Raw genomic sequence first — 20279 nt, forward strand, 5'->3', positions numbered from 1 at the left:
ATGACAGAGATGACCGAACTGCAGCGCGAGCGTGCCATGGGCGCGCTCGGCACCGAGAGCGACCGCGAGGTACGGCGAATCTCGTTGGCCGGTCTCGAGAGCCGGCGCGCCCAGATCGCTGACGAAATATGGAGCGCGGCAACCGATATCGGCTTCTTCCAGGTTGTCGATCACGGTATCGATCTCGCCGAGGTGCGGGCGGCGTTCACCATGGCCGAGAAGTTCTTCGCCCTCCCCGAGGAGGTCAAGGCGCGCCGGCCCAAACGGTTCAACTCCGGCTGGGAACAGCTCACCCAGATCCGGCCCTCGGTCGGGGTGCCGGACCAGAAGGAGTCGTACCAGGTCACCCTGTCGAATATGGACGGGTTGTGGCCGGCAGAGGAGGAACTGGCCGGATTCCGTTCCACCATCCTCGATTTCGAACACAGATGCTGGGCGCTGGCCATGGAGCTGTTGTCGCTGTTCGCCGACAAACTGGGCTTCGACCGTGACTTCTTCACCCGGGCCCACGACCCGGCCTCGCCCACCTACCAGAGCACGCTGCGGCTGTTGCACTACTTTGCGCTGCCCGCCGATGCAGACCTCACCGGGGTGTGGCGGGCCGGTGCACACACCGACTTCGACTGCCTGACCTTGCTTTTCCAGCGGGACGGGCAGGGGGGCTTGCAGGTGTGTCCCGGCAAGGAGCGCGATGCCCAGCAATGGACGTCGGTACACCCCTCCGAAGACGCGATCACCTGCAATATCGGTGACATGTTGATGCGGTGGAGCGATGACCTGCTGCCGTCGAATTTCCATCGCGTCAAGAGCCCCGGGCCAACCGATCATCGTGGAGCGCGGTACAGCATCGCGTTCTTCGCCCAGGCCAACAGCGAGGTCACCATCGCCGGCCCCAGCGGCAAGTATCCCCAGATCAGCGCGAAAGACTATCTGCAGCAGCGTATCAACGCGAATTTCGCTCGCTAGCGTCCCACCACTGCACCACCCGCATCGCGTGGAAGGTCAGCCATTTCGAGGGTTCACCCTCGGGTGCGTCGACCTCGAACCACACCCGGCCGGCATGGGGCCTGGCTTGTAGCCAGGTCCCATCCGGCTGCCGGGCGTCGCGGATCATGGTGATCGCGTCTGCGAGCCGCGGATCCGGGCGGTCAGCCGCACGGAAGTAGTCGGCGGCGTTGAGCACGCTGTAGCACCAGCGGAACGGATAGGTGAACCGGTCCACCCACGGCCCCACCTGCTCCCCCGTCGACAGCCGGCGGAACAGCCTGCGGGTCAACAGGTACTCCTCGCCGGCGTGACGCACCTGCGGAACCGCCCCGTACGCCAGCAGGCCCTTGAGCGAATTCAGCGTGGAATGAAACGACGAGCGCGTCGAGCCGTCCACCCACTCGCAGTTCCAGCCGCCGTCAGGCAGTTGGTGCTCGACGAACCAGTCCGCGATGCCGGCGACGTCGGCGCCGAGCCAGGCGCCGTTGGCCAGTGTCCAGGCGTTGATACAGCAGTCCACCTCACCGCCCCAGTACGGCAGATCGTCGTACTCCCACCGGCAGGTGGCGGCCAGACGCTCGGCGGTATCGCCCAGCACCGCGGCGTCGAGCCCCCACTCCCGCAGCGCATTCAGTGACCACGTGGTGGCCGTCCAGGGCTGGCCTGCCTCAGACTCGTCGAATCCCGCGGGGAAGAAGGCGCCGCCGGCCCATTGCCCGTCGGGGTCCTGCAACGCCAGCAGCCGGGCGCCGAACCCTTCCGTGGCGACGCGCGCCCGGGTGGCCTCCCAGACCTCGGGCGGTTCGTGCAGCAGGTCGCGCTCGACCTGCCAGCGCAGCGCCGGGTCGGAGTCGAGCAGCCACTCGGTGAGCACTCCCCGACTCTAATCGGGCAGGATTGCGGTCAGCATGACCGACACCGACGGCGCACCGCCGGCCGACCAGCCGACCGACCGCAGACGCCACCTCCTGCGCCTTGCGGTGTTCGCTGCCTTCCTGCTGGGCATGTTCTACCTGATCGCGGTGGCCCGGGTCATCGACATCGATGCGGTACGCGCATTCATCGGATCGGCCGGCCCGGCCGCGCCGCTGGTCTACGTGGTGGTCTCGGCGGCCCTGGGTGCCATCTTCGTGCCCGGCCCGCTGCTGGCGGCCGCCAGCGGCCTGCTGTTCGGCCCCGTGGTCGGAACCTTCGCGACGCTGGGTGCCACCGTGGGCACCGCCACCATCACCAGCCTGCTCGGGCGGCGCGCAGGGAGGGAAAGCGCGCGCGGTCTGCTGGGCGCCGAACGTGCCGACCGGCTCGATGCCCAGATCCAACGCCGCGGCCTGTGGGCGGTGGTCGGGCAGCGGTTCGTCCCCGGCATCTCGGATGCGCTGGCGTCCTACGTGTTCGGCGCGTTCGGAGTTCCGTTGTGGCAGATGGCGGTCGGGGCGTTCATCGGGTCGGCGCCCCGCGCCTTCGTCTACACCGCACTCGGCGCGTCGATCGGTGATCTGTCGGCGCCCCTGGCCTACAGCGCGATCGCGGTGTGGTGCGTGACCGCGGTGATCGGCGCCTTCGCCGCGCACCGCGGCTACCGCAGCTGGCGCTCCCACAAGAACACCCAAACCGACACACGGGCCCAAAAGTCCGAGTGACTTTCGGAATTTCGTCGATCTCGGCGCCCCGTCAGTCGAAGTACTCCCGCTCCGCGGAGTGCACCGCTGCCCGCACCGCAACAGCCAGCTCATCGACCTGGTCCTCGGGTAACTGCAACACCGACACCCGCAACAACCCGCCGGGCGGGGTCACGAACGACGTGGACCCGGCCGCCACCACCAGACCCTGGCGGGCCAGGTTCACCAACGCGGACGTCTCGTCCGGCACCTGCACCCACACCACGAATCCTTCGGCGCTGGCCGTCGCGTTCAGCCCGGCCCGCGCGAAGGCCTCCAGCGCGGATTGGCGTCGCCTGCGGTAGGTGATCCGGGTGCGGTACATCGCCGCCGCGGTCTCCTCGTCGTCGATCAGCGCCGCCAGCGCGTTCTGCAGGATCCGGCTGTTGGAGGCCATCCCGAAGCTGCGCAACCGGATGGTGCGCTCCACCAGCTCGGCGCTGCCGCCCAGCACCGCGGTCCGCAGATCGATGCCGAATGCCTTGCAGTAACTACGGACTCGCAACACCTGGGCCGGCAGATGACCACCCAGGGTCGCGGGCTCGTGTTCGGTCAGCGGGCCGGCACTGTCGTCCTCGACGATCCAGGTCCGCGGCGCGCGGTCGGCGATCAGCGCGGCCAGATCCGCCGCCCGGGCCTCGGTGAGCGCGCCGTGGACGGCGTAGGCGCCGCTGGGTTGCAGCACCAGGGCGGTGACGCCCGAGGCCAGTGCGGCGGTGACGGAGGCGACGGTGGGGCCTTCCTCGTCGGCGCGCACGCCGACGGGTTCGATACCGAGTCCACGCAGGATGTCCAGGTAGCCGGGGCTGACGGGCTCCTCCACGGCCACCCGGCCCCCCGCGGCGGCCGCGGCCGTCGCGAGCACCACCGCTTCGGTGCCGCCGCCCACGCAGTTCCACGCCTGCGGTTCGAACGGCCAGCTGGCCGCCACGCTGCGTAACAGCCGCGGGGAGATGTAGGCCCGTTCGGCGGCGTGAAGATCCGGGGTGGCCAGCGCCTCCACCAGCGCCGCGGCCAGGTCTGGCTGCAGCGCGGGATCCGGTGTCACCGTGGACATCTCGATCTCGGACCAGTCGAGCGCACGGGCCGGAGTGCGCAGATCCGCCACCACGGTCCCACCGCGGCGGCGGGTATGCAGCCTGCCGGTGTCACGGACCCCGCTCCAGGCAGACATCACGGTGCCCGGACTCACCCCGGCGGCGCGGGCGAAGTCGCGGATGGTGGGCAGCTGCGCCCCGGGCGTCAGCTCACCGGCATCGATCAACGCAGTCAGGCCGCGGCCGAGTGCCTTGGCGGTACTCCCCGGCAGGCGCTGCGCCAGCCACTCGGCATCCACCTGCACACCCGGCATCGATGCCGGGGCGCCGGCCCATCTGACCCCCGTCATTGCGGCAGGCCCAATCGGCTACGCAGGTCCCGCGTCGCCGGCGGCTCCCACAACCCCCGCGCCTGCAGCAGCGGCAGCACAGTGTCGGCGAATTCGGCGATCCCCGACCCGTAGTTGATCATGAATCCGTCGGCCGCCCCGGCGACGAACCACCGCTCCAGTTCGTCGGCCACCGCGGCGGGGGCGGCTGTCATGGCGAAGTGACCGTGCTCCAGCGCCACCCGTTCCAACACGTCCCGCAGGGTGACACCCGGCTCCGAGGCCCAGCGCAGGTAGATCTGCGCGCGGCTGCGGCGCCGGTGCGACGCCTGCAGTTCCTCGGCAGACGGTAGATGCGTCACCGGGATGGGCTCGTCCAACGGCAGCTCGGTGAATCGGAATCCAGGTGACTCGCGCACCACGGCGCGGCGCGCCTTGTCCAGCACATCCGGGGTCACCCGCGCACGGCGGGCCTGGCGCGCCGCCGCGACGTCGGCACCCAGAAACGCGCGAAACCCGGGGAACACCAATACCTCTCCCGGCCCGCGCCCCGCGTCGGCGGCCGCCTTCCGCAGGCGGGTGCCGAAGGCGAGCGCATGCTCGAAATCCGGCGCGGCGACGAACACCACGTCGGCGTTGCGCGCGGCGAAAGCCACTCCCTCGTCGGAGGCACCTGCTTGCACCAGCACCGGCCGCGAGGCCAACCCCGGCACATCCAGCGGGCCCCGCACGGAGAAGAACCGCCCGGAGTGGTCAACCGGCGTCACCTGGGCGGTGTCGACGTACACCCCGGCGGCTTTGTCGTCGACGATCGCCTCCGCGGGGAAGCTCGACCACAACGCGCGGGTGACGTCCAGGAACTCCTGCGCCCGGGCGTAGCGTGTCGCGGGATCCGGCAGCGTCTCCGCGCCGAAGTTGGCCTCACCGGTGAACGATGTCACGACGTTCCACGCCACCCGGTCACCGGACAGCCGCTGCAGCGATGCGAGGGTGCGGGCCAGGTTGTAGGGCTCGTGGAAACTCGTCGAGGCGGTGGCGATGAACCCGATGTCACGGGTGCGCGCCGCCAGGGCCGCGGTCAGTGACAGCGGGTCGAACGGCAGACGCGGCGTCTGGTGCCGCACCGGGTCGAAGCCGAGGAAATCGGCGTAGAACAGCGCACCGAAACCGGCGGCTTCGGCCCAGCGGGCGTAGGCGACGTGCTGCTCGAGGTCACCGATGTCGGACGGGTCGACGTCGGCGTCGCGCCAGCGTGCGATGGGCCCGAACGCGTGCTCGCCGGAGACGACGAAACGCAGCGTCCGGTCGGTGCTCACGCGAGCGCCCCGGACCCTAGGCGGTGCGGCGCCAGTCCGTAGTGCTGACGCAAGGTGGTGCCCTGATAGTCGGTGTGGAACACACCGCGGGCCTGCAGCAGCGGCACCACGTGGTCGACGAAATCGATCAGCACACTCGGCGAGCTGGCCATGTGCAGGTTGAACCCGTCGGCGGCTTCGGCGAGGTACCAGTCGCTGATGGTGTCGGCCACCTGCTCGGGGGTACCGATCACCGAGACGTGCTGAGTTCCGTTGCGGCGCAACCGGAAGACCTCACGCAACGTGAGGTTGTCGCGCGCGGCCCGGTCCAGCAGTCCGTCGAGCTCGCTGGCCGCGGTGCGGCTGATCTCGGCCTTGGCCAGCAGATCGAACGGAAGCTGGCGGTCCATGTGCAACGCGTCCGCCGGGATCCCGAGCTGGCGGGCGAAGAACGACACCCGGGTGGCGTCCGGGGTGGCCTCATCCAGTTCGCGCTGCCGGGCCCGGGCGTTCTCTTCGGTGTCACCGATGACGACGAAGAAACCCGGTAGCACCTTCATGGTGTCCGGATCACGACCTGCCTCGGCCGCCCTGTTGCGCAACAGATTCCGGTACGTCACGCCGTCACCCAGTTCGGTCTGGTGGGTGTAGACCGCATCGGCGGTGCGAGCGGCCAGCGCGATGCCGTGTTCGGAGGCACCCGCCTGTACCAGCAGCGGGCGGCCCTGCGGCGACGGCGGCACCAGCGGCTCGCCGGCCACCTGGATCCGTTCCCCGGCGAACGCCGCGGGGCGCAGCGCCCCAGGACGCAGGTAGTCGCCGGTGGCCCGGTCACCGGCAATCGGATCCGGCTCCCACGCTTCCCACAGCGCCACCACCGCGTCGACGAACTCATTGGCCCGGGCGTACCGGTCCGCTTTCGCCAGGGCATTCGGCGCCGAGAAGTTGCGCGCTGCTTTGTCTCCCGCGGTCACGACGTAGTTCCACGCCGCCCGGCCGTCGCTCACCAGGTCCAGCGACGACACCTGGCGGGCCAGGTTGTACGGGTCGTTGTAGGACGTCGAGGCGGTGCCGATCAGGCCGATCCGGCTCGTCGCCCCGGCGACCGCGGTCAACGCGATGAACGGGGTCAGCGCCCGCCACGGGTGGTGCCAGTAGGCGCCGTCGAAGGCCGGGGTGTCGGCCAGGAACACCGCCTGCAGTTTGCCGCGCTCGGCGATCTGCGCGAGTTCCACGTAGTGGTGATGCGTGACGAACCAGGACGGGTCATGGCTGTCGAGTCGCCACGAGCCTTTGGCGGTCCCACCGGGCAGCAGGTTCAGGTTGAGGATCAGACCCTCGTCAGGCTGACGCGGCATGCGCGACCTCCCGCAACGGCTCCAAGACCTCGGAGACGGTCAACGACAGGCTGGCTTTCCATTGCGCCAAGGTCAGTTTCGCCGGCGCGACCTGCAACAGCACTTCGTCCACCAGGTCCAGCTCCGGGTCGTTGCGCAGCGCGGTGCGCACCAGGTCCGGGTCGCCGTACCAGGCATCGCCGTTACCGTTCTTGCGGTGCAGTTCGATGGCCCGCTCCCCCGCCAGGGCACGTGCCTGCGCGGTGGTCTCGGCGGTGATCACGGTGCGCGAGGCAGCGATGCGTTGCTGCGGGTCGGCGTGCTCGCGGAATCCGTCGATCGCTTCGCTGTGCCGGCGCAGATTGCCCTCGTAGTCCAGCGCTTTCGACGACCTCAACAACAGGTTGTCGCCGATGGCCCCGATCTCGGCGGCGTGGGTCGGGTCACTGGCCACCCGCCACAACCGCTGCCGCAGCTCTCCCGCCGGCGGGTAGAGCCGGCGGCCGCCGCCGAGGTCGTCGCCGTCGAGCACCCGCCGGAGGGTGGCCACCTTGTCGGAGTACACCTGCAGCCGGTTGTCCCAGTCCACCCCGAACGGTCCGAACGCCCAATCCTCGAGTCCCGAACCGAGTCCCAGCTGCAACCGCCCACCCGAGAGCGCATCGGCGATCACCGCGTCCTCGGCCACCCGGATCGGGTTCTCCAGGGTGATGACGACGACGCCCGCGCCGAGCCGGATCCGGCTCGTGCGCTGGCTCGCCGCCGCCAGGAACACCAGCGGCGAGGCGATGGTGCCCTTGTCGGAACGGAAGTGGTGCGAGGTGATCCACGCTGTCGAGAGTCCGAGCTCCTCGGCATGGACTATGAGGTCGAGCCCGTCATGGTACTGGCGTACCGGGTCGGCCTCGGTGTCGTTGAGGCGGAAGAAGATCCCGAAATCCGGCACTAGGACTTCCAGGTGTCGTAGGCCCAGAAGTTCGTCATCCCGCGCGGCGGGTCCAGCCACCGCTCGATCTCGTGCACCGCACTGGATGCCGCCGCGTTGTAACGCTCGGTGTACAGCGGCAGCGTCGTCACCTGATCGATCAGCGCGTACTGCGCGACGTTGTTGTACGCGGCCTTGCGTGCGTCGTCATCGAGCGCGGTCCGGCCATCCGCCAGCCAGCCGTCGACCTGCGGGTCCTCCAGCTTCGGGCCGTTGATGGCGCCGCCGGTCTCGTAGATCTTCTCCAGCACCACGCCGATGTCGACACCACCGACCGCGCGAGGGAAGGCCTCGTAGGTGTTGGTCTCGCGCACCACGTCGACGGTGCCTTCGTCGCGGAACTGCAGGTCGACGTCGATACCGGCGTTGGTGCGCGCCTCGGCCTGGTAGGCCTCGAGCACCGTCGACAGCGGCGGCTTGGGCTCGGTGGCGATCAGCCGGATGGTCAGGCGCTGACCCTCCGCGTTGGTGCGGTATCCCTCGCTGTCCCGGGGACCGGTCCAGCCGGCCTCGTCGAGCAGCTTGTTGGCTTCTTCGACGTTGCCGCCGTAGGCGTTTTCGAACTGCGGATCGTAGAACGGGCTCTGCGGGCCGACGATGCTCCAGGCACGATCGGAGCTGCCCTGCAGCACCGTGTCGATGATCGGGTTGAGGTCAACGGCCTCGCGCAGTGCGCGTCGGACGCGGACATCCTTGGTGTTGTCACCGGTGACGTTGAAGTACAGCGAGTAGGGCGAGACGTTCGACGGCTTCCACTCGAACTGGAATCCCTCCACACCGTCGAAGGTCGCGATATCGGCCGGCGCCACCTGAGCGATGCCGTCGACCTCACCCGAGGTCAGCAGGCCGGCCCGCACATTGGGCTCGGGCACGATCTTGACCACCAGCTCGTCGAGGTAGGCCGGACCCTCGTGTTTGGCCAGTGCCGAGGGCCAGTTGTAGTCCTCGTTGCGCTTGAACCGCAGCTCGGACCCTTCCACCACCTCGTCGAGGATGAACGGGCCGGTGCCGGCGATGCCGACGCCACCGGCGGCCGCGTCGGGGTTCTCCAGCGACTTCGGCGAGATCTGGCCGCCCTGCAGCGACGCCAGGGTGTTCAGCCAGTTCGCGGTGGGCTCGGAAAGCACTGTGCGCACGGTGTATTCGTCGACGACTTCGGTGGCGGCCAGCGTCTGGAACGTGCTGGATTTCACCGACGGCGCGTACTCCTCGTCGTTGATGATCTTGTCGAAGTTCGCCTTGACCGCCGCGGCGTTGAACGGCTCACCGTCGCTGAACTTCACGCCCTGCTCGAGCTTGAAGGTGTAGGTCAAGCCGTCCTCGGAGCGCTCCCAGCTCTCGGCCAGCCACGGGTGGATCGACTCGTCGTAGTCGATGGCGACCAGGCTGTCGTAGACGTTGCGCATCACCTGCACTTCCGAGCAGCAGCCGCGCACCTGCGGGTTCATCCCCTCTTCGGGGTAATCGGCCTGCGCCACGGTCAGGACGCCGCCGCGCACGGGTTCGCCGCTGCTTTCGCCGCCGCCGGAGTCGCTGCCGCAGGCGGTCAAAGCCAGCATCGCCGCGCCGGCCAGCGCTGCCAGCCGCACGGCCAGCGATCGTCTTCTTGTCACTTCTTCGATCCTTTCTTGGGATTTCGGCGCGCTGGTAACCGCTGAGCGGTTGCCAGCGCGCCGAAATCGCTCGGTTGGGCTAGAGCGTGGGTACTGCTTGTAGAAGCGTCTGGGTGTACTCGTCGCGGGGGTTGTCGAACACCTCGTCGGCGGTGCCCTCTTCGACCACCCGGCCGCGGTGCATCACCAGCACCCGGTCGGCGACGTGGTGCACCACCCCGATGTCGTGGGAGATGAACAGCAGAGCGGTGTTTCGGTCGGCGCGGATCTCCAGCAGCAGATCCAGGATCTGCGCCTGAATGGACACATCGAGCGCGGACACCGCTTCGTCGCACACCAGCAGTTCCGGATCCGAACCCAGCGCCCGGGCGATCGACACCCGTTGGCGCTGGCCACCCGACAGCGAGCGCGGATGCCGGTCGACGACGGCGGCGGGCAGGTGCACCAGGTCCAGCAGTTCCCGGATGCGGCTGTCACGTTCGGTCTTGCCGCGGTGCCCCAGAGCCACTGTCTCGGCGATGATCTCACGCACTGTATAGCGCGGATCGAAGGAGCCGACGGAATCCTGCGCCACCAATTGAACGGCACCGAGTCGCGGGGGTTGGTGACCGCGCTTACCGGTCCAGCGGCGGCCGTCGATCTCGACATGGCCCGCGTCGGGTGGCAGCAGTCCGGTCACGATGCGTGCCACCGTCGACTTGCCCGAACCGGACTCCCCGACCAGGCCCACGATTTCGCCGCGGTGGATCGAGAATGTCACATCCGCGGCGGCGGTGAACTGCTGGCGTCGGCCCTGCCGATAGAACTTGCCCACCTGGCTGACATCGGCCACCACCTCGGAACCGGGCGAAAAGTCCGGCAGCGCAGGGGCTTCCAGATCGCTGAGCCGGCGCCCCCGGGTGTCTTTACCCGGCACCGCCGCCACCAGCTTGCGGGTGTAGTCATGGGTGGGCTGGTGGATCACCTCGGCCACCGAGCCGTGTTCGACCACCCGGCCGTTGTGCATCACCACCACGTCGTCGGCCACCCTCGACACCACCGCCAGGTCGTGACTGATCAGCAGCACACCGCGGCCGTCGTCGGCCAGGGTGCGCAGCAGTGCCAGGATCCGCGCCTGCACGGTGACGTCCAGCGCCGTGGTGGGCTCGTCGGCCACCAGCACGTCGGGCCGCCCCGCCAGCGCCGAGGCGATCAGCGCGCGCTGGCGCAATCCGCCGGAGAGTTGATGCGGATAGTTGCGCCGGCGATACGACGGCTCCGGGATGCCCACCGAGTCCAGCAGTTCTTCGACCGCAGCGACCCGCTGCTTACGGGGTAGCCGCAGCGCCTCGGCGACTTCGGCCTGCACGGTGCGCAGCGGGTCCAGTGAAGTCAGCGCGTCCTGGAGGACGAAGCCGATCTGTGCGCCGCGGACCTTGCGCCAGTCCTTCTCGCCGTAGCCGCGGGTGTCGGTGCCCAGGACGTCGAATGTGGTTGCCGTGACCTGGCTTCCGGCACCGGCCAGGCCGACGAGGGTGCGCGCGGTGACGGATTTGCCGGAGCCGGACTCGCCGACGATGGCCAGGATGCGGCCGCGGCGGATGGTGAGGTCGACATCGCTGACCACCGGTAATGCGGCGCCGTCGTCGGCGCGCACACTGTCGAAGGACACGGTGAGGCCCTTGATGTCCACCAGGACGTCGCCGGTGTGGCCTTCCGGGGGCGCTGCGACGTCGGAGGCGAGGGTCATGCCGTGGCCCTCCTCTCGAAGCGACGCTGCAGGTTGCGGCCCACGATGGACACGCTGATCACGGTGACGGTGATGAACAGGCCCGGGAAGAAGCCCACCCACCAGGCGATCCGCAGATCTTGGCGGGCATCGGAGAGCATCGCTCCCCATTCCGGTAGCGGCGGGGTGGGACCGAAGCCCAGGAAGCTCAGCCCGGCTGCGCCGATGATCGCCGTCCCCACCCCCAGCGTCGCGAGCACTGGGACGGTGCCCAGCGCATTGGGCAGCACGTGGCGCACGGTGCGGGTGACCGCGGACGCGATGGCCAGCCGCGACTGCGCCACGTAGTCGGATTCGCGGACCCGCAGGGTTTCGGCCCGCACCACGCGGCCGTAGCGTGGCGCCGACGCAATGGCGATGGCCGCGATGACATTTCCGGTGCCCGGCCCGGTGAGGGTGATCAGCATCAGCGCGAACAGCAGATCGGGGAACGCGCCCACGGCGTCGAAGATCCGTGAGATGGCTTCGTCCACGCGGCGGTGTGCCACGCCGGCGATCAGCCCGAACAGCACACCGAGCACCACACCGAGCGCGGTGGAGGCCACCCCGATCAGGATGGAGTACCGCGCGCCGTGCACCACCCGAGACCACACATCGCGGCCCAGGTGGTCGGTGCCGAAGATGTGCTCGAAACTGGGGGCGGCCAGTGCGTTGGCCATGTCGCTGGCCAACGGGTCGCGGCTGGTGTAGAGGCCGGGGAACACCACGGCCACCACCAGCAGCACCAGGATCGCCGCGGCCACCAGCACCCCGGTGTTGCGGAAGCTGGTCAGCCCCGAGGACAGGGAACGGCCCGGGAAGGCGAGAGTTGTTGCCATGTCAGCGCACCCGCAATCTGGGGTCGATCCACAGGTAGAGGATGTCGACGATGGTGTTGACGGCCACGTACAGCGCGACGGCCAGCAGGGTGATGCCCAGCACCGTGGGAACGTCCTGTCGGGTCACCGCGACGACGGTGGCCTGTCCGATACCGGGCCGGCCGAACACCTGCTCGACGATCACGGTGCCGGTGAGCATGCCTCCCACCGACCAGCCCGCCAGGGTGGCCGCCGGGATGAGGGCGTGCCGCAGCCCGTGCCGCAGTTTCAGCTGCCAGGGCGAGATACCGCGCGCCAAAGCGGTGACGGCGTAGGGCTGTTCGAGTGATTTCTCGATGCCTTCGCGCAGCACCTGGGACAGCACCGCGGCCAGTGGCAGTCCGAGAGTGAGGCTGGGCAGGATGAGGTTCTCCAGCGTGCTGCCACCGACCACGGGCAGCAACCCCAGCTGGAAGGACAGCACGGTGATGAACACGATGCCCAGCCAGAACGTGGGGATGGACGCGAAGGTGAGCTCCCCGAGATAGGTGATCCGGGTGGCGATTCCGCGCCGGCCCGCGGTCATCACGGACACCACCAGCGCGACGGTGACGGCGATCAGGGTGGCGGCGGTGGTCAGCTGCGCGCTGGCCACCAGCCGGTGGCTGAACAGGATGTCGGCCACCGGTTGGCGTTGCACGTAGGACATTCCGAAGTCGCCCTGCACCAGCCGGGTGAGGAAGTCGAAGTACTGGACCGGCAGCGACTTGTCCAGCCCCCACTGCGCTTCGATGGCGGCGCGCAGTTCCGGGGTGTCGAATTCGCCCATCAGCAGGGTCACCGGGTCCCCCGGGGAGAAGTGCACCGCCAGGAAGGCCGCCGAGGCGGCCAGCCACAACACCACCACCGCGGCGACGATCTTCTCGCCGATGTAGCGTGCCTGGAAGGCGACGCCGGCCCATCGGCCGTCATGCCGGTTCGCCGAGGGGCGCCCGGGTTTCGGGGGCCCTACGACGTCAGCGCCGCTGGCGGGCAGGTCGCTCTTCGAGGACTCGAGGATCGTCATGGTGAAATGCGTACGGCGATCAGCCGAACGCGGCCTCCCCTACTTTATGCCGAGGTGCCGACGGCGCCACATAGTCTTCGAACCCGTCACCCGGGCGCTCCAACCCGAGGGTGTCGCGCAGTGTGGTGCCCGGGTACTCGGTGCGGAAGATGCCCTTGCGCTGCAGCAGTGGCACCACATGGTCGACGAACGCCGTGGCGACGTCGGGCAGTTGCGCGCTCATGATGTTGAAGCCGTCGGAGGCGCCGGCGTTGACCCAGGTTTCGATCTGGTCGGCCACCTGCTCGGGCGATCCGATGGCCGTCACATGGGTCAGGCCGCCGCCCTGGCGAGCCAGGATCTGCTTGACGGTGTACTTCTCGCGCCGCGCGGTGTTGATCAGCGCGGCGAAATGCCCACCCTGCGCGCCCAGTTCGCCGTCGGCGGGAACCAGGTCCCATGGAAGTTCCTTGTCCAGCTCCAACGCGTCCACCGGCACGCCGATCTGCAGCGCCAGCGCGTTGATGGCGAACTTTTCGGTGTGCAGCTCGCGCAGCTCGATCTCGCGTTCCCGCGCCTCGGCTTCGGTGGGGGCCACCAGCGTGATCAGACCCGGCAGCACCCGGATGGTCTCGGGGTCACGTCCCCAGCCCTTGGCCTGCTCTCGCACCGTGTTGCGGAACGCGATCGCGCTCTCGATGGTGGACTGCACGGTGTAGACGGCATCGGCAAAACGTGAGGCCAGCCCGATCCCGTCGGGTGAGGACCCGGCCTGCACCAGCACCGGATGTCCCTGCGGTGAGCGCGGCAGCGGCAACGGACCCGCGGTGTTGACGTACTCACCGGTGAAATCCACTGCCCGGATGCGGCTTTCCTCCACGTAGGTGCCGGTCTCCCGGTCGGCCACCCAGGCGTCGTCGGCCCAGCCGTCCCACAGTGCGCGCACGGCGGCCACGAATTCGTGGGCCCGCTTGTATCTCTCGTCGTGATCGAGGCCGTGCTCGCGACCGAAGTTGCGGGCGACGTCGTCACCGTTGGTGGCGACGATGTTCCAGGCCGCGCGGCCGCCGGAGATGTGGTCCAGCGTGGAGATGCGCCGGGCCAGGTTGTAGGCCGAGTTGTACGAGCTCGAACCGGTGGCCACCAGCCCGATGTGGCTGGTGTGCTGGGCGATCGCGGCGAACGCCAGGGTGGGGTCCAGCCCACGGAAGGGCCGGTATTCACCGCGGTAGCGCCACACCGGGGTGTCGGCCAGGAACACGGCGTCGAACTTGCCGCGCTCGGCGATCTTGGCGACCTCGATGTAGTGCTCGAGACTGCTGTACTGGTGGGCGTCTCCGGTGCCGGCCCGCCAGGCCCCGGGGAACACCCCACCGGGAATCAGGTTGAGGTTGAGGGTGATCGACTTACGAGTCATGAAAAGACCTATCTCGCTGTTATTTCTCGATGGGGAAGCCGACGATGCTGCCCCACTCGGTCCAGGAGCCGTCGTAGACGCGGACGTTGTCGTAGCCGAGCACCTCGCTGAGCGCGATCCACCCCAGGGTGGAGCGGTGTGACAGGCGGCAGTAGTTGATGATCAGGCGGGGGTCGCCGTCAACGGTGCCCGAGACCAGTCGTTCCAGTTCGTCTTTCGGTTTGAGCCGGCCGTGCTCGTCGAGCAGTTCCCGGAAGAACAGCGGTTTCGCACCCGGGATGCGGCCATGCCGCTCCGCCCCGTGGTCGATCGGAGCGGTTGGGCCGCTGACCCTTTCGCCGGCGTACTCCTGCGGGGTGCGGTAGTCCAGCAGAACCACCTCATCGTCGTCGAGCAGGGCGCGCACGTCGTCGCGACCGATCCGCAACTGCTCCTGCTCGGGGGTGGGCACCGGCACGGCCAGCGGCGTGGTGGCCGGCTGCCGCTCGACACTGCGCTGCTCGCTCGTGGGCGCACCCGCCGCTTTCCACGCTTCGATTCCCCCGTCGAGGTAGGCGATATCGGTGTATCCGCGCACCCGCAGGGTCCACAGCACATAGGCCGCGAACTGGGTGGGCTCCCCGGCGAGCACGATCCGGGACCCCTCGCCCGCACCGAGTTCGAACAGACGCTGCGACAACAGTTCGCCGGTCGCCAGCTCCCGCTCCAGCGGATGCCAGGCCAGGTCCTTCCAGAACACCGCCTGCGCACCGGGTATCAGCGCCCGCTCGGGCCGGGTGGCATACACCTCGATGACCGTTAGGTGCGGATTCTGCAAATCCTCGACGATCTCTTCGACGGAGACAACCCCGCGCGTGATCAACGGCATTCAACAATCCTTTTGTTACAAGCCATGTTTGATACATAACTGGTGTTACGAAGAACATTATTGGCGCCGACGACACGTGTCTAGATTTATTCACACGTGAGTTTATTAGTCAGCGATGCGCTCGAGAGCTGCTAATTTCGGGCGGTGACATGATGTTTCATCGTCACGCGAGCGGTCACGGACGACTTCGCATCACCCGAATTTTTTGTCGTGGCAGGTTTGGCCGATTGTGTTACGACACATTGTTCGTGGCACATTCTGTGACACCTGCGAGGTTTGAGGAGAACATATGGGCGAGGCAGCCCGGCGGTCCAACCTGGTCAGCCCAGCAACGTTGCGGCAGGAGTTGACCCAGGGCGCCGACGTGGTGGTACTCGATGCCCGCCAGTCCGGCGATGCCGCCGACCCGCAGGCCTACGCGGACGGCCACATCCCCGGCGCCGTCTTCGTCGACTTGGACGCCGACCTGGCCGGGGCGAGCACCGGCAGCAACGGCAAGCGGCCCCTTCCCGGTGCCGAGGAGTTCCAGAAAACGGTGCGTCGCTGGGGAATCGAGAAGACCACCCCGGTGGTCGTCTACGGGGCCACCAGGTCTCCCGCCCCGGCACGCGCGTGGTGGCTGTTGCGCTGGGCGGGCGTGCAGTCGGTGCGACTGCTCGACGGGGGCCTCGACGGCTGGACACACCACGGCGGTGAGTTGCAGACCGGCGACCCCGCACTGCGCCCGGAGTCCGATTTTGTGATCGAGCCAGGTGGGCTGCCGGTGGTGTTGGTCGACGAGGTGCCGGCGTTCGCGGACCGCGGCGTCCTGCTCGACGCGCGCCCTGCCGCCAAGTTCTCCAACCCACAGGATCCGTCGGCCGGGCACATCCCGGGAGCGCGGAGCGCTCCGGCGGCCGGGTCCTTCGACAGCGCAGGCTTTTTCCTTCCCGAGGACGAACTGAGACAACAGTTCAGCCGTCTGGGTGTCGGCGTGGACAGTGAACCCGCCGCCTATTGCGGCACCGGCGTCTCGGCGGCCCTTGAAGTGTTCGTCCTCACCCTGCTCGACATCCGCGCGCGCCTGTATGTGGGCTCGGCCTCGGAGTGGACAGCTGATCCCGCCCGCGTGCTAGAGCAGTGAGTGCCCCGGCACGCACCTTCTTGCTGGATCTGACCCCGTTCCGGCGCAGCCGCGCCTTCGGGCGCCTGTGGTTCGGCACCACACTGGGCAGCATCGGCCAGGAGATGACGGTGGTCACCGTCGCGCTGCAGGTGTACGCCCTCACGTCGTCGACGTTCGCGGTGTCGCTCATCGCAGGTATCGCCCTGGGCCCCATCGTGATCATGGGTCTGTACGGCGGCACGCTGGCTGACCGCTTCGATCGCCGGTGGGTGGCGATGATCGCCTCGGTCATCTCGTGGGTGGCCATCATCGTGCTGACCGTGCACGCCTGGCTCGACGGCACCTCGCTGTGGCTGCTGTACGCCGCCGCCACGGTCAATTCGGTGGCCAACACCGTCGGCGGGATCACCCGTCGCGCCATCATTCCCCGGCTGCTGCCGCGTGAGCTGCTGCCGGCGGCCGGTGCGCTCAACGGCATCAACATGGGCCTGATGGCCACGGTGGGCCCGCTGCTCGGTGCCGCCGCAGTCGGCATCGGCGGCTTTCAGGCCGCCTACCTGGTGGACACCGTGCTGCACACCGCGGCCTTCCTGGGGGTGTGGACGTTGCCGGCGCTGCGGCCGCTGGCCGAGGCGCGAGGCATCGGTGCGTTACGGGCCGTGCGCGACGGCTTGGCATATCTGCGGCGAGCCAACAACATTCGTTTCGCGCTGACCGTGGACCTGGTGGCCATGGCACTGGCCCAGCCACGTGTGCTGTATCCGGCTCTCGGTGCCGTCACCCTTGGCGGCGGTGTCACCACCGTCGGAGTGCTCTCGGCCGCGTTCGCCGCCGGGGCGATGCTCAGCGCGCTGTTCTCCGGGTGGACGGGATCGGTGCGGCGCCAAGGATTCGCGATCCTGGTGGTCTCCTACATCTACGCAGCGTCCATCGCCGCCGCCGGTGTGGTGCTGCTGCTGGCACTGCTGTGGCCCGTCGACGGCACGCATATCGTGGCGATCGTGGCGCTAGCAGCGGTGCTGGCCGTCGCGGGGGCCGCCGACGGCGTGTCGGCGATCTTCCGCGGGGCGATCCTGCAGGCGGCGGTGCCCGACGAACTGCGCGGCCGGGTGCAGAGCATCTTCTCCATCATCGTCACCGGCGGTCCCCGCGTCGGCGATGTGGTGACCGGCGCGGTGGCCAGCATGCTCGTGGTCTGGAGCCCGCTGGTCGCCGGCGGTCTGGCGATGCTGCTCGTCATCTGGCTGTTGGCCCGCCGCGTCCCGACGTTCGCGCACTACGACCGCGACCACCCCGAACCCTGATCGCACCCGCCCAAACCGACACACGGGCCCGAAAGTGCGAGCAGAATCGGGCAAAACGTCGATCTCGGCGGTTACTGATGTTTGCCGAAGTGCGCTATCTCGTCGATGATGTCTTCATCTTCATTGGTGCCGTTGGATTGGCGCTAATGCTCCGCGGCTGGGCAATATCTCTGGAGATGCGGCAGATTCGCCCGACACGACTGCATCCGAACTTCGGTCATCCCAGCTCGGGTGCAGTTCCCGAGGTTGTTGGCGAGAAAGCTGAAACATCCAAGTAGCAGGTTGGTAGCTCGAGATCGGTCACGGCATCTCGGGCTGGATGGCCACCCGAGCGCCCAGGGTGCGGCCCTTACCCCAGCCCAACGCGGCGCGGTACGAGCCCAACAGCCCGGTTTCGATGACGTGATCGAGATCGCGGAACGGCGAGCCTTCGGGGGCCGGCTCCAGGATCGGCGCCACGAACAGCGCGTCGGTCGGGCAGTACGCCTCACATTGGAAGCAGGTCTGGCAGCTGTCATGGCGGGCGATCACGGGCACGCCGTCAGCGCCGCGGTCGAACACGCGGGTGGGGCACACATCGATGCACTTGTCGCAGGCGATGCACCGATCAGCGGAGACGATCTCGATCACGCCGCCCGGCCTTCCGAAAGCCACTCGGGCTCAGGACGACTCCACAGTTCGTCCAACCCGCCGGTGATCAGCCGGTGCTGCTGGCCCGGGTCCAGTTCGGTGTAGTCGAAGCGCCGGTGCATGCCGCGGCTCTCGGTGCGCTGCAGCGCAGCGTGATACATCCAGCGGGCATGGGCCAGCATGGCGGCGGCTTCCCGCGCCCGGAACTGCTCTTCACCGGTGGCCGGTTCACCGCGCCGAGCCCAGACCTCGTGCAGCACGCGCAGCGCGGGCTCGAGACGCGACGCATGTCGCAGGTAATTGATCTCGTACGGCAGCACCTGACGGCGGACCTCGGCCACCACGTCCCGGTAGCCGACAGCACCCGGCTCACCCACCGCACGCAGCCGGGCCGACGGCCGTCCCCGCGACGCCGCGAACGCGGCCGCACCTTCCCCGGCCCAGCCGCCCGAGCACGCCGCCCAGGACGCATTGTGCGCACCGCCGCCGGTCCAGGCGCCGGCGATCAGTTCCCTGGTCGCGGTGTCACCGGCGGCATACAGACCGGGAACATCTGTGGCGCAGTCTTTTCCAGCAATCCGCACTCCCCCGGTGCCGCGGATGGTGCCTTCGGTCACCAGCGTGATCTCGAAGTGCTCGGTGAACGGGTTGATGCCCAACCGGTCGAACGAGAGGAAGAAGTTCGGTTGCGCCAACCGCATCTGCGCCTGCACGGCCGGAGACGCCTTGTCGATGCAGGCCAGCACGGGCTCCTGGAGCATCACCGTCGCCATCAGCGTGCGGTCCTTGGAGCGCGGCACGTCGAACACCGAACCGTCGGCGCGGTAGAACGTCGCCCAGTTGTAGAAGGCGTTCTTGGTGACCGCAGTGCCTTTCGGCGCAATCGCGTAGGCGTTGGAGAACTCCATCCCAGACAGCACCGCGCCGGCTTCGACCGCCATCAGCGCCCCGTCGCCGGTATCGACGTCACAGCCCAGGGTCTTGGACTGGAACGCGCATCCACCGGTGGCGAGCACCACCGCCGCCGCCTCGATACGCACGGTGCGCCCGGATGCGCGTTGCACCGCCAGCGCGCCGGAGACCACTCCCGCGTCGTCCAGCAGCAGTCGCAACGCGGGGGTGTGATCGAGGATGCGCACGCCCAGGCGCTGCACCCGCAACCGTTGCCTGCGCATGTATTCCGGGCCCTGGAGGTCGTCGACGATCACACGACCCTTGTCGTCGACCGGAAAGGGGTAACGCTGCACGCGGGCGAGTTCGTCCATCCGCGAATAGGTTTCGTCGAGAACACGCTCCATCCAGCCGCGCTCGGTCAACCCGGCGCCCACCTTCTCGCGGCTGGCTATCGCGGACTCCCGCTGATCGGGTTCGACGTACCACAGTCCGGTGCCCGCGGAGGCGGTGGCTCCACTGGAACCGGTGTAGCCCTTGTCGGCGAGGACGACGTCAACGCCGGCTTCGGCGGCTCTGATCGCCGCCCACGTCCCGGCCGGACCGCCGCCGATCACCAGAACGTCCGTCGAGAGGTGCTCGGCATCTGGTGTGGTCATAGCGGCGCCAGCTTGCCCGCGGGCGCCCCCGAACACCATCGATGCAATCGTCGAGATTCTTAATACCGATCGGTTCCTGCCAGCTGTCGTTCAATCTCTGCCAACGGAAATCTTTGCCTTGACCTGCAGGTTGTAGCAGTCAGACCGGAACGAGAAACCCCTCCCGCCCCGATCCGAACACCACAACCGATCCAGAGAGAAGCAGAGAAATGACCAAGTTCGGATTCGCCACCGCCATCGCCACCGCCGCCACCGCCGGCGTGCTGAGCCTTTTCGGAGCTGTGGCCCCTGCGATGGCCGCCCCCACCGGTGCCGGCAACGCCCAGGACACCATTTCGAGCCTGCAGGACCAGGGCTACAAGGTCATCGTCAACCGGCTCTCCACAGCGCCGCTGGCAGAGGCCAACGTCGTCTCCGTCGGCCAGGGCCCCACGTTCAGCCACAGCAACCCCAACAACAGCAACGAGGGCGGCTACGGCCCCAACGCCGACAACACCTACGCTCCGCAGAACACCAAGACCGTTTACGTCAACGTCCGCTGACGCAGACCCACG

Annotated in this window: 19 protein-coding genes; 6 read left to right on the forward strand and 13 right to left on the reverse strand. The window is 68.4% G+C overall.

Going from position 1 to position 20279, the window contains the following annotated elements; translation table 11 throughout:
* The gene (locus NL241_RS22400) at positions 1-966 is read left to right on the forward strand and encodes an isopenicillin N synthase family dioxygenase (protein WP_494395071.1); all 966 of its coding nucleotides are present in this window, start codon (positions 1-3) and stop codon (positions 964-966) included.
* Here NL241_RS22400 and NL241_RS22405 read toward each other — a convergent pair.
* Positions 944-1861 carry a prenyltransferase/squalene oxidase repeat-containing protein gene (locus NL241_RS22405; protein WP_494395072.1) on the reverse strand — a complete coding sequence of 306 codons (918 nt, stop codon included), beginning with the start codon at positions 1859-1861 and terminating at the stop codon, positions 944-946. The two genes, NL241_RS22400 and NL241_RS22405, sit on opposite strands and share 23 nt — an antisense overlap.
* A gap of 34 nt (positions 1862-1895) precedes the next feature.
* Between NL241_RS22405 and NL241_RS22410 the strand changes: the two genes are divergently transcribed.
* Complete coding sequence (locus NL241_RS22410) at positions 1896-2627, forward strand: TVP38/TMEM64 family protein (RefSeq protein WP_494395073.1); 732 nt, start codon at positions 1896-1898, stop codon at positions 2625-2627.
* 31 nt (positions 2628-2658) lie between these two features.
* Here NL241_RS22410 and NL241_RS22415 read toward each other — a convergent pair whose 3' ends face one another.
* From NL241_RS22415 to NL241_RS22460, 10 genes are all read right to left on the reverse strand, one after another.
* Positions 2659-4032 (reverse strand): aminotransferase class I/II-fold pyridoxal phosphate-dependent enzyme, encoded by a 1374-nt coding sequence (locus NL241_RS22415; RefSeq protein ID WP_494395074.1) that lies wholly within the window; start codon positions 4030-4032, stop codon positions 2659-2661.
* Positions 4029-5327, reverse strand: coding sequence for an NtaA/DmoA family FMN-dependent monooxygenase (locus NL241_RS22420; protein WP_494395075.1), 1299 nt, complete (start codon positions 5325-5327; stop codon positions 4029-4031). Before NL241_RS22420 ends, NL241_RS22415 begins: the two co-directional genes overlap by 4 nt.
* Positions 5324-6664, reverse strand: coding sequence for an NtaA/DmoA family FMN-dependent monooxygenase (locus NL241_RS22425; RefSeq protein ID WP_494395076.1), 1341 nt, complete (start codon positions 6662-6664; stop codon positions 5324-5326). Before NL241_RS22425 ends, NL241_RS22420 begins: the two co-directional genes overlap by 4 nt.
* Positions 6648-7589 carry an LLM class flavin-dependent oxidoreductase gene (locus NL241_RS22430; protein ID WP_494395077.1) on the reverse strand — a complete coding sequence of 314 codons (942 nt, stop codon included), beginning with the start codon at positions 7587-7589 and terminating at the stop codon, positions 6648-6650. The genes NL241_RS22425 and NL241_RS22430 overlap by 17 nt, the downstream gene beginning before the upstream one ends.
* A complete protein-coding gene (locus NL241_RS22435; RefSeq protein ID WP_494395078.1) occupies positions 7589-9241 on the reverse strand; it encodes an ABC transporter substrate-binding protein in 1653 nt (550 codons plus the stop codon). The genes NL241_RS22430 and NL241_RS22435 overlap by 1 nt, the downstream gene beginning before the upstream one ends.
* Before the next feature lie 79 nt (positions 9242-9320).
* Positions 9321-10970, reverse strand: coding sequence for a dipeptide ABC transporter ATP-binding protein (locus NL241_RS22440; RefSeq protein ID WP_494395079.1), 1650 nt, complete (start codon positions 10968-10970; stop codon positions 9321-9323).
* Positions 10967-11827: an ABC transporter permease gene (locus NL241_RS22445; RefSeq protein ID WP_487687684.1), complete on the reverse strand. Its 861-nt coding sequence runs from the start codon at positions 11825-11827 to the stop codon at positions 10967-10969. The genes NL241_RS22440 and NL241_RS22445 overlap by 4 nt, the downstream gene beginning before the upstream one ends.
* 1 nt (position 11828) lies before the next feature.
* On the reverse strand, positions 11829-12872 hold the full coding sequence (locus NL241_RS22450) for an ABC transporter permease (RefSeq protein ID WP_494395080.1): 1044 nt from the start codon (positions 12870-12872) through the stop codon (positions 11829-11831).
* A 19-nt stretch (positions 12873-12891) separates the two neighbouring features.
* Positions 12892-14268 carry an NtaA/DmoA family FMN-dependent monooxygenase gene (locus NL241_RS22455; RefSeq protein ID WP_487687679.1) on the reverse strand — a complete coding sequence of 459 codons (1377 nt, stop codon included), beginning with the start codon at positions 14266-14268 and terminating at the stop codon, positions 12892-12894.
* A 19-nt stretch (positions 14269-14287) separates the two neighbouring features.
* A complete protein-coding gene (locus tag NL241_RS22460; protein WP_494395081.1) occupies positions 14288-15136 on the reverse strand; it encodes a sulfurtransferase in 849 nt (282 codons plus the stop codon).
* Between the two features lie 289 nt (positions 15137-15425).
* On the opposite strand from NL241_RS22460, the gene NL241_RS22465 reads away from it, so the two are divergent.
* The 3 genes from NL241_RS22465 (at position 15426) to NL241_RS22475 (ending at position 17823) form a co-directional block, all read left to right on the forward strand.
* Positions 15426-16259 (forward strand): sulfurtransferase, encoded by an 834-nt coding sequence (locus NL241_RS22465; RefSeq protein WP_487687675.1) that lies wholly within the window; start codon positions 15426-15428, stop codon positions 16257-16259.
* Positions 16256-17545 carry an MFS transporter gene (locus NL241_RS22470; protein WP_487687673.1) on the forward strand — a complete coding sequence of 430 codons (1290 nt, stop codon included), beginning with the start codon at positions 16256-16258 and terminating at the stop codon, positions 17543-17545. The genes NL241_RS22465 and NL241_RS22470 overlap by 4 nt, the downstream gene beginning before the upstream one ends.
* A gap of 77 nt (positions 17546-17622) precedes the next feature.
* Positions 17623-17823, forward strand: a complete 201-nt coding sequence (locus NL241_RS22475; RefSeq protein WP_494395082.1) for a hypothetical protein — start codon at positions 17623-17625, stop codon at positions 17821-17823.
* A 22-nt stretch (positions 17824-17845) separates the two neighbouring features.
* Here NL241_RS22475 and NL241_RS22480 read toward each other — a convergent pair whose 3' ends face one another.
* Together NL241_RS22480 and NL241_RS22485 are read right to left on the reverse strand one after the other, a co-directional pair.
* On the reverse strand, positions 17846-18175 hold the full coding sequence (locus NL241_RS22480) for a 4Fe-4S binding protein (RefSeq protein WP_494395083.1): 330 nt from the start codon (positions 18173-18175) through the stop codon (positions 17846-17848).
* Positions 18172-19725 (reverse strand): FAD-dependent oxidoreductase, encoded by a 1554-nt coding sequence (locus NL241_RS22485; protein WP_494395084.1) that lies wholly within the window; start codon positions 19723-19725, stop codon positions 18172-18174. The genes NL241_RS22480 and NL241_RS22485 overlap by 4 nt, the downstream gene beginning before the upstream one ends.
* A 209-nt stretch (positions 19726-19934) precedes the next feature.
* On the opposite strand from NL241_RS22485, the gene NL241_RS22490 reads away from it, so the two are divergent.
* Positions 19935-20267 (forward strand): hypothetical protein, encoded by a 333-nt coding sequence (locus NL241_RS22490; RefSeq protein ID WP_487687666.1) that lies wholly within the window; start codon positions 19935-19937, stop codon positions 20265-20267.
* Positions 20268-20279: the final 12 nt, after the last annotated feature.

This window comes from Mycolicibacterium sp. SMGY-1XX (assembly GCF_059132455.1).